Genomic DNA, 7,806 nt, shown 5'->3' with positions numbered 1-7,806 from the left:
GCCCGCCCGCCAGCTTGGGTGCGAGGTCGGCTCCGATGGCCTCCGTCCAGAAGCCGCCGTCCGTAGCCACGGTGACCGCGCCGGCCCAGGGGCCCACGATCGCGGCGACCAGGATCAGGCCCCAGACAGGCTTGAAATCGGCCAGCCAGTCACCGCGTCGCTCGAGGATGACGAGCGCGAGAAGCGAGAGGCCGACGACCATCGGGGCAATTGGGCCCTTAATCAGGATTCCCGCCGCCAGCGCGGCCCAGAAAACCCACACCGTCGCCGGACGAAGGGCCGGCCCACCACGGCGCGAGGCATAGAGTCTGGCCAGCGCCGCCATGGCCAGCGTTGTGGCTCCCGCCAGCGCCGCATCGGTCTTGGCGATGAAAGCCTCGGTGGACAGCAAGAACGTGGCGCCGAGCAGAACGCCGGCGATTACCGCTGTCCGGGCGCCGAACAGCGCCCTTGCGCCCCAGGCGCAGGCTGCGGCGGCGAGCATCGCACCCAACAGCGAGGGAATCCGGTAGGCCCAAATCGCCCGGGCCTCGACGCTGGAGAGACTCGCCACAGACGCGGACTGCAGCCAGTGGATGCCCGCCGGCTTCTTGAAGCGGGGGTCACCCTGGAACCGGATGACGACGAAGTCTCCACTCTCCAGCATCTGGGCCGTCGCCTGGGCGAACCGGGCCTCGTCGCGATCCAGCACCGGCATGGCGAACAGCCCCGGCAGGCCTGCCAGAAACGCGACAAACGCCGCCAGCGCGGGCCCGCGCCAGCCGCCGCTCCACTGATCGAGGCGTTCGCTCCAAGACATCGCCGCCTGATAGCACGATCCTTCCGCCCGCCGACTTTTCAGCTGGAGCCTTCCGGCTTCAAAAGGAACCTTGTGAAGGCGATGCAGCAGATGCGCTCTCTTGGAAGGGCGAGCACGATTCAACGATCCGACGATTCCGCCTGATCGCATCGTACTCTATGGAGCGCGCATGGCTTCTGCGCCCGACATCTCCGTGGTGGTTCCCGTGTTCGACGAGGCGGGCGCCGCGCCGGCCCTGGCGCGGGAGATCGCGATCGCGTTCGCGGGGCGAAACATCGAGATCCTGTTTGTGGACGACGCCAGCCGGGATGACACGCGCGCGGCGCTGACCGCACTTACAGCCGAGATCCCATCGCTTCGCCTTCTGGCCCACGCGCGCAACGCCGGCCAGAGCCGGGCGATCCGCACCGGCGTGCTCGCCGCTCGGGCGCCGGTGATCGTCACGCTCGACGGTGACGGCCAAAACGATCCTGCCGACGCGCCCGGGCTCGTGGATGCGCTTCTGGCCGGGCCGTCGTCCCTCGCCATGGTCGGCGGCGAGCGGGTCAAGCGCCAGGACAGCTTAGCCAAGAAGCTGGCCTCGCGCGTCGGCAACGGCGTGCGCAAGCGATTGCTGCGTGATTCCGCCAACGACACGGGCTGCGGGCTCAAGGCCTTTCGGCGCGAGGCGTTCCTGCGGCTTCCCTATTTCGACCATATCCACCGCTACCTGCCGGCGCTGATGCGACGTGAGGGCTACGAAATCGCGTTCTGTCCGGTTGGGCATCGCCCGCGCGGCTCGGGCCAGTCGAAGTACACCAACCTGGGCCGCCTATGGGCGTCGCTGTCGGACCTGCTCGGCGTGATGTGGCTGATCCGCCGCGCGCGCGATCCCGGCGGGGTCTGATTGGGCTTCAGCCCGCCTGGCGTTCGGCCCAAATCGCTTCTGCGCGCGCCTTGAGCGCCTCATTCATGGCCTCGAAGCCACGACGGACGGCGGGCCGAACCCGCTTGCCGAGCGAGACCCCCATCAGGCCGCCGAACAGCTCGCCATTGTCGACGATGCAGCCCGAGTCATGCAGCGCCTGGATCTCGATGTAGCGCAGGGTGCGGATCATGCCGCCCAGCATGCTGAGGCGCCAATGGAGCTGTTCATTGGGCACCCAGTCCATGATCACGGGCTTCAGCTCCTGGCGCGGCTGGCCGGGCAACGCCAATGTTACGCTCAGCGTTTCACCGATCCGGATCGCGCCTTCGGCGCGCGGATAGGTCGGGTTCCACTCGGCCCAGCGCGGGAGGTCATGGACGATTTCCCAGATCACCTCTGGCGGAGCCTGAACGCCGATCCGGTGCTCAACGCGAAGGCCGCCCGGCGGCTTGGGCGGCGGGGGCTTGCCCTCGGTCTTCAGTGACATGATCTGAGGTCCCATTCCGCCTTTTCGCCCCATCGGTCCGGCCAGCAGGTTCGGATTGTGCTTCATCGTCATCAGGCATTCTCCCGCACACGCCAGGTGGCGCCCGAGGGTCCGTCCATCACCTCCACGTTGAGCGCGGCCAGCGCGTCGCGGATGCGGTCGGCCTCGGGCCAGTTCTTGGCGGCCCGGGCGGCGGCCCGCTCGGCGATCAGCGCTTCGACCCGGCCCTTGAGGTCGTCATCGGCGCCAGCCTGGAACCAAGCCTGTGGATCGGCCGTAAGGAAGCCCATCAGCCCGCCGGCGTCCAGCAGCGCGGCGCGCGCGGCCGTGGCGGCGGGCGCATCCTTGGCCATCACCGCCTGCCGCGCCCGGTCGGCGAGCTGGAACAGCCCAGCAAAAGCCTGGGGCGTGTTGAGGTCATCCAGCAGGGCGTCACGCACGATCTCGCCGCCATCTCCACCGGCCGCGGTCCGCCCCGCCAGGAAGCGGCCGCTGTCGTCCAGCACTCGATAGAGTCGGTCCAGCGCTGACTTGGCCTGATCCAGCAGCGCCTCGGTCCACTCCAGCGGCTGACGGTAGTGGCCGCTGAGCAGCGCCCAGCGCAGCACCTCGCCGGGCCAGGTCTTCAGCAGGTCATGGGCCAGGACGACGTTGCCGACGCTCTTCGACATCTTCTCGTCGGCCATGTTGAGGAAGCCGTTGTGCAGCCAGATCTTTGCGTACTCTCGCCCGTGCCCGGCGCAGACGCCTTGGGCCAGCTCGTTCTCATGGTGAGGGAACACCAGGTCGATGCCGCCGCCATGGATGTCGATGGGCAGGCCAAGGACGTCCTGGATCATGGCCGAGCATTCGATATGCCAGCCGGGTCGGCCCGGGCCCCAGGGGCTTTCCCAGGACGGCTCGTCCGCCTTGGAGGGCTTCCACAGCACGAAATCGGCCGGGTGGCGTTTGTAGGGTGCGACGTCGACCCGCGCGCCGGCGATCATCTCGTCCATCGCCCGGCCCGAAAGCTTGCCGTATTCGGGGAAGGCCTGCGTGTCGAACAGGACGTGCCCTTCGGCCGCATAGGCGCCGTTGTGGCGGATCAGATCGCTGATCATCCCGATGATCGCATCCATGGCTTCCGTGACCCGCGGCTGGAACGTCGGGGGCAAGGCCCCGAGCGCCGCGGCGTCGGCATTGTAGGCCGCAAGATACCGATCGCTCACCTCGCGGATGGCGACGCCCTCGTCGGCGGCCTTCTTGTTGATCTTGTCGTCCACGTCCGTGACGTTGGCCGCGTAGAGGACATTTCCCTCGCCGTAGAGGTTCCGCAGCACCCGGAACAGCAGGTCGAACACCACCACCGGCCGGAAGTTGCCGATATGAGCGTAGTTGTAGACCGTCGGACCACAGACATACATCGTCACCCGCTCGGGATTGTCGGGGACAAAGGCGCGCTTCTGGCGTGTCAGCGTGTCGTGGAGCTTCAGGGTCATCGTGAACTTCAGGCCGGATGTCTTCGGTTTACGCGGGGAAACGGTTGCCCGCTAAGGCTTTCGCCCCATATACAGATTGCCTGGGCGGGAGGCCATTGAGACCACGTCCGGACCGAACAGGGGTGACACGCGTTATTTCCGGAGCCTTCGCTCCGGCGCAACTCGGCCCCGGAAAGACCCGCTTCTCCATGGACGCTCCCGCTCGCGACCGAACCCTGATCGGGTCCGACGATAGAACCCTTGAGCCCTTCAAGCGCCCCAGCCGCGAGGAGGCCATGGAGGCCGTCCGCACGCTGATCGCCTGGGCAGGCGATGATCCGCGCCGCGAAGGCGTGATCGACACGCCCAAACGCGTTGTCGACGCCTACGGCGAATGGTTCGAAGGCTATAATCTCGACCCGGCCAAGGAGCTGTCGCGCACCTTCGAGGACGTGCAGGGCTATGACGACATCGTCATGCTGCGCGACATCGAAGTGGAAAGCCACTGCGAGCACCACATGGCGCCGTTCCTGGGCAAGGCCTATGTCGCCTACATGCCGACCAATCGCGTGGTCGGCATCTCCAAACTGGCCAAGGTGGTCGAGATCTTCGCTCGCCGGCTCCAGACCCAGGAGACCATGACCCAGCAGATCTGTGACGCCATCACCGACAGCCTGCGACCGGCCGGCGTCGCGGTGCTGATCGACGCGGCCCACCAGTGCATGACCACCCGCGGCGTCCACCACCGCCATGTGAGCACCATCACCACCCAGTTCACCGGCGTCTTCAAAACCGACCCGACGCTGCGCCAGCGGTTCCTGGACTTCGTGAACAAGCGCTGAGCGCCTATCCCGAACGTGGAAATGGAGGGATTGAGAGGCCAGGATGACCACCTTTCCCACCACCACCGACAAGACCGCTTTGGAACAAGGTGAGGTGATCAGCCCCCGGTTCGACGCCGCCGGCCTGATCGCCGCCGTCGCAACCGACTCCACGACCGGCGAGGTGTTGATGCTGGCCTGGATGAACGCCGAGGCCCTGGCGCTGACGCTCCAGACCGGCGAGGCGCACTATTTCAGCCGCTCGCGCAACGAGCTCTGGCACAAGGGCGCCACCTCCGGACAGTTGCAGATCGTCGACGAGCTGCGCATCGACTGCGACCAGGACGCCGTCTGGCTCAAGGTGCGCCCCCAGGGCGACGGGCATGCCTGCCACACCGGCGCGCGCTCCTGCTTCTACCGCGTGGCCCGGGACGGACGGCTGGTGCGGGGGTAGGCGTCCCCAGTCCTCCCCCATCGGGGGAGGGGGACCGCCGAAGGCGGTGGAGGGGGGAAGCTCTCGAAACCTTGTGCTTCTCGTGCGATCCGGTGGGCGGGATCATCGCCCCCCCTCTGTCCGCTTCGCGGACACCTCCCCCGATCCGCGCTCCGCGCTGGGGGAGGACAAGTCCTGTGAGCTAAGCCGCCAGCAACTCGTCTACCTGGCGGATATCCACAACCTCCGAGGCGACGCCGCCGTCGAGCCGCATCACCTTGTTGCAGTAGAGTTTGAGCAGCGGCGCTTCGTGGGTCGCCAGCACAAGGATTCCCGCGCGCTCCACCAGTTTCAGCAGCCGCTTGTGAGCGATTTTCTGGAACTCGGCGTCGCCGACCGCGATCCACTCGTCCATCAGCAGAACATCGGCCTCCACGGCCGTCGCCGCCGCGAAGGCCAGACGACCCTGCATGCCCGCGGAATAGGTCTTGACCGGCATGGCGAGGAAGGGCCCCAGGCCCGTGAACTCGGCGATCTCGTCCATGCGCGCCTCGATCTCGCGCGCCGAGAGGCCGGCGATGCGGCCGCGCAGGCGGATATTCTCCAGGCCCGTCGCCGTGGGGTCGATGCCGAGGCTGAGGTCAAGCAGGGCGGCGATGCGGCCGCGCACCTCGATCACCCCCTCGTCGGGCTCATAGGCGCCCGAGAGCGCGCGCAGCAGCGTGGTCTTGCCCGAGCCGTTGTGGCCGATCAGACCCAAACGGTCGCCGGCCTTGAGTTCCAGATTGACCCCCTGCAGCGCGGTCACGTCCGTCACGCCCGCATGGCGGCCGAGCACGCCGCCGACCGAGACCGCGCGGGCCAGCGCCTTCTTCAGCGACTTGGCGTCGGCGCCGTAGACCGGGAACCGGATGGTTAGGTCCTTCACGCTGATCGATGGCAGGCTCATAGGTAATGCACGATCCGGCGGCGGGTTCGGGCGAACACGGCAAAGGTCAGGCCCCAGCCGATCAGGGCCATGGCGCCCAGCACGACATAGCTGTTCGCCGCCACCGTCTCACCCAGCAGCGGCGCGCGGACCGCCTGCAGCAGATGGTAGAACGGATTCCAGTCCAGCACCGCCTGATGCTCGCCGAACCGGCCCGGAAGCCAGAAGACCGGGGTCATGAAGATAGCGAACTGCATCACCGACATCACGATCTGGGGGATGTCGCGGAATCGGGCGGAGATGATGCCGACCAGCATCGAGAGCCAGGCTGCGTTGATCACCATCAGCAGGATGCCCACCGCCGCCAGGACGGGGTTGGCCTCCCGCCACTGGCCGAAATAGACCAGCATGCCGACCACGATCACCAGGTGGTGCGCGAGGTTGATCAGGTTCCGGAACACCGTCCGCCAGACGAAGGTGAACATCGGAAGCGAAGTCTGCGACAGCATGCCCGAGGCCAGGACGAACGTCTCGCAGCCTTCGGTGATGATCCCGGTCATCACCCCGAAGAACACGATCCCAAGGGCCACGTAGGGCAGGAACGTATTGATCGGCGCGTTGAACAGGCTGGCGTAGAGAAACCCTATCCCCAGCACCATCAGGCCCATGGACAGCGTGATCCAGAACGGCCCCAGGATCGATCCGCGATAGCGCGAGCCGACATCATGCGTCGCCAGCGACCAGGCGAGCCCGATCCGCGCGAAGGAGCCGGTCAGGTCACGGACCGCCAGACGGGTCTGGGCCATCGCCCCGCGCTGGCCGGTCCGCAGCATGTGAGTGGCGGCTTCCATGGAAGCCGGCGAGGTACCAGCGGGGGCGCCCCCATGCAAGGACGCCGCCCGATGGCGCGACCTGGGGCTTCCATGCTAGCCCATGGCCGTGGTCCGACCTGCGCGCCCCTCAACTGCCCCGTCTCCGCCGCCGCCGACCGGCGGTCTGACGCTTGATGGCGCCGGCGTCTGGCTGGTGATCCCCTGCTTCAAGGTGCGCGATCATATCCTGAAGGTGCTGGCCGCCGTGCCGCCCTGGATGGGTGGGGTGATCTGCGTCGACGACGCCTGTCCGGACCGCTCCGGCGATCTTGTCGAAGCCGAGTGCCGGGATCCGCGCGTCCATGTTGTGAGGCTGGAGACGAACCAGGGCGTCGGCGGCGCCACCCTGGCCGGCTACGCCGAGGCCGTGGCCCGGGGCGCGCGGGTGATCGTCAAGGTCGACGGCGACGACCAGATGGACCTGGCGCTGGCCGGGCCGCTGGTCGCACCGATCCTGCTGGGCGAGGCCGACTACGTGAAGGGCAATCGCTTCACCTCGATCAGCCATCTCACCGCCATGCCGACCGTGCGGGTGATCGGCAACGCGCTCTTGAGTTTCGCGGCCAAGCTCTCGACCGGCTATTGGAACATATTCGACCCCACCAACGGCTACACCGCCATAGAGGCCAATGTGGCGCGCTTGGTGCTGGAAAAGCGCGTAGCGCGGCGGTTTTTCTTCGAGACCGACCTGCTTTATCATCTGGGTACGCTCCGGGCCGTGGTGCGGGATGTGCCGATGCCGTCGCGCTACGCCGACGAGGTCTCCAACATCCGCATCGCCCGGATCATCGGGCCCTTTGCCTGGCGCCATGCGCGCAACCTCGCCCAACGGGTCGTGGGCCAGTACTTTGTGCGCGACTTCAACGCCGCCAGCCTTGAGCTGGTGTTTGGCCTGTTCTTCTCGCTGTTCGGCGTCGCCTATGCCCTGAGCTACCTGGCCAATCGAGTACCCGGCCAGGCCGCCTCGGCGGGCGTAGTCATGCTGGCGGCCCTGCCGGTGATCCTGGGCGCCCAGTTCCTGCTGCAGGCGATAAACTTCGACGTTCTGAACGTGCCCAATCGCCCGATCCACCCCTATCTGGGCGTGCTGCGCGGGCTGGAA

Annotated in this window: 9 protein-coding genes; 4 read left to right on the top strand and 5 right to left on the bottom strand. The window is 67.2% G+C overall.

What is annotated here, in order from left to right:
* Positions 1 to 799, bottom strand: a 799-nt coding sequence (locus tag ACIQ3R_RS12435; RefSeq protein WP_397418945.1) for an ArnT family glycosyltransferase, incomplete at its 3' end; no start/stop codon positions are given.
* A 169-nt stretch (positions 800 to 968) separates the two neighbouring features.
* On the opposite strand from ACIQ3R_RS12435, the gene ACIQ3R_RS12430 reads away from it, so the two are divergent.
* Entirely contained in the window at positions 969 to 1,685 is a 717-nt protein-coding gene (locus tag ACIQ3R_RS12430) for a glycosyltransferase family 2 protein (protein ID WP_397418943.1), read from the top strand.
* Positions 1,686 to 1,692: 7 nt separating this feature from the next.
* Here the strand turns inward: ACIQ3R_RS12430 and ACIQ3R_RS12425 are convergent, their stop codons facing one another.
* Together ACIQ3R_RS12425 and cysS are read right to left on the bottom strand one after the other, a co-directional pair.
* Complete coding sequence (locus tag ACIQ3R_RS12425) at positions 1,693 to 2,265, bottom strand: SRPBCC family protein (protein WP_397418941.1); 573 nt, start codon at positions 2,263 to 2,265, stop codon at positions 1,693 to 1,695.
* Complete coding sequence (cysS, locus tag ACIQ3R_RS12420) at positions 2,265 to 3,671, bottom strand: cysteine--tRNA ligase (RefSeq protein ID WP_397418939.1); 1,407 nt, start codon at positions 3,669 to 3,671, stop codon at positions 2,265 to 2,267. Before cysS ends, ACIQ3R_RS12425 begins: the two co-directional genes overlap by 1 nt.
* A 188-nt stretch (positions 3,672 to 3,859) precedes the next feature.
* Here cysS and folE point away from each other — a divergent pair, with 188 nt between their 5' ends.
* Positions 3,860 to 4,492 carry a GTP cyclohydrolase I FolE gene (folE, locus tag ACIQ3R_RS12415; protein WP_397418937.1) on the top strand — a complete coding sequence of 211 codons (633 nt, stop codon included), beginning with the start codon at positions 3,860 to 3,862 and terminating at the stop codon, positions 4,490 to 4,492.
* Positions 4,493 to 4,535: 43 nt separating this feature from the next.
* On the top strand, positions 4,536 to 4,925 hold the full coding sequence (gene hisI / locus ACIQ3R_RS12410; protein WP_397418935.1) for a phosphoribosyl-AMP cyclohydrolase: 390 nt from the start codon (positions 4,536 to 4,538) through the stop codon (positions 4,923 to 4,925).
* 181 nt (positions 4,926 to 5,106) lie between these two features.
* On the opposite strand, the gene ACIQ3R_RS12405 is transcribed toward hisI, so the two are convergent.
* Positions 5,107 to 5,853: an ABC transporter ATP-binding protein gene (locus tag ACIQ3R_RS12405; protein ID WP_397418933.1), complete on the bottom strand. Its 747-nt coding sequence runs from the start codon at positions 5,851 to 5,853 to the stop codon at positions 5,107 to 5,109.
* Positions 5,850 to 6,665, bottom strand: coding sequence for an ABC transporter permease (locus ACIQ3R_RS12400; RefSeq protein WP_397418931.1), 816 nt, complete (start codon positions 6,663 to 6,665; stop codon positions 5,850 to 5,852). The genes ACIQ3R_RS12405 and ACIQ3R_RS12400 overlap by 4 nt, the downstream gene beginning before the upstream one ends.
* Before the next feature lie 100 nt (positions 6,666 to 6,765).
* Here ACIQ3R_RS12400 and ACIQ3R_RS12395 point away from each other — a divergent pair.
* The coding region (locus tag ACIQ3R_RS12395; protein ID WP_397418929.1) for a glycosyltransferase family 2 protein at positions 6,766 to 7,806 on the top strand (1,041 nt) is incomplete at its 3' end.

The organism is Phenylobacterium sp. (assembly GCF_044371015.1).
Taxonomy (GTDB): Bacteria; Pseudomonadota; Alphaproteobacteria; order Caulobacterales; family Caulobacteraceae; genus Phenylobacterium.
Note: the sequence above shows the minus strand (reverse complement) of the source record. Positions and strands in the feature narration are given on the sequence as shown.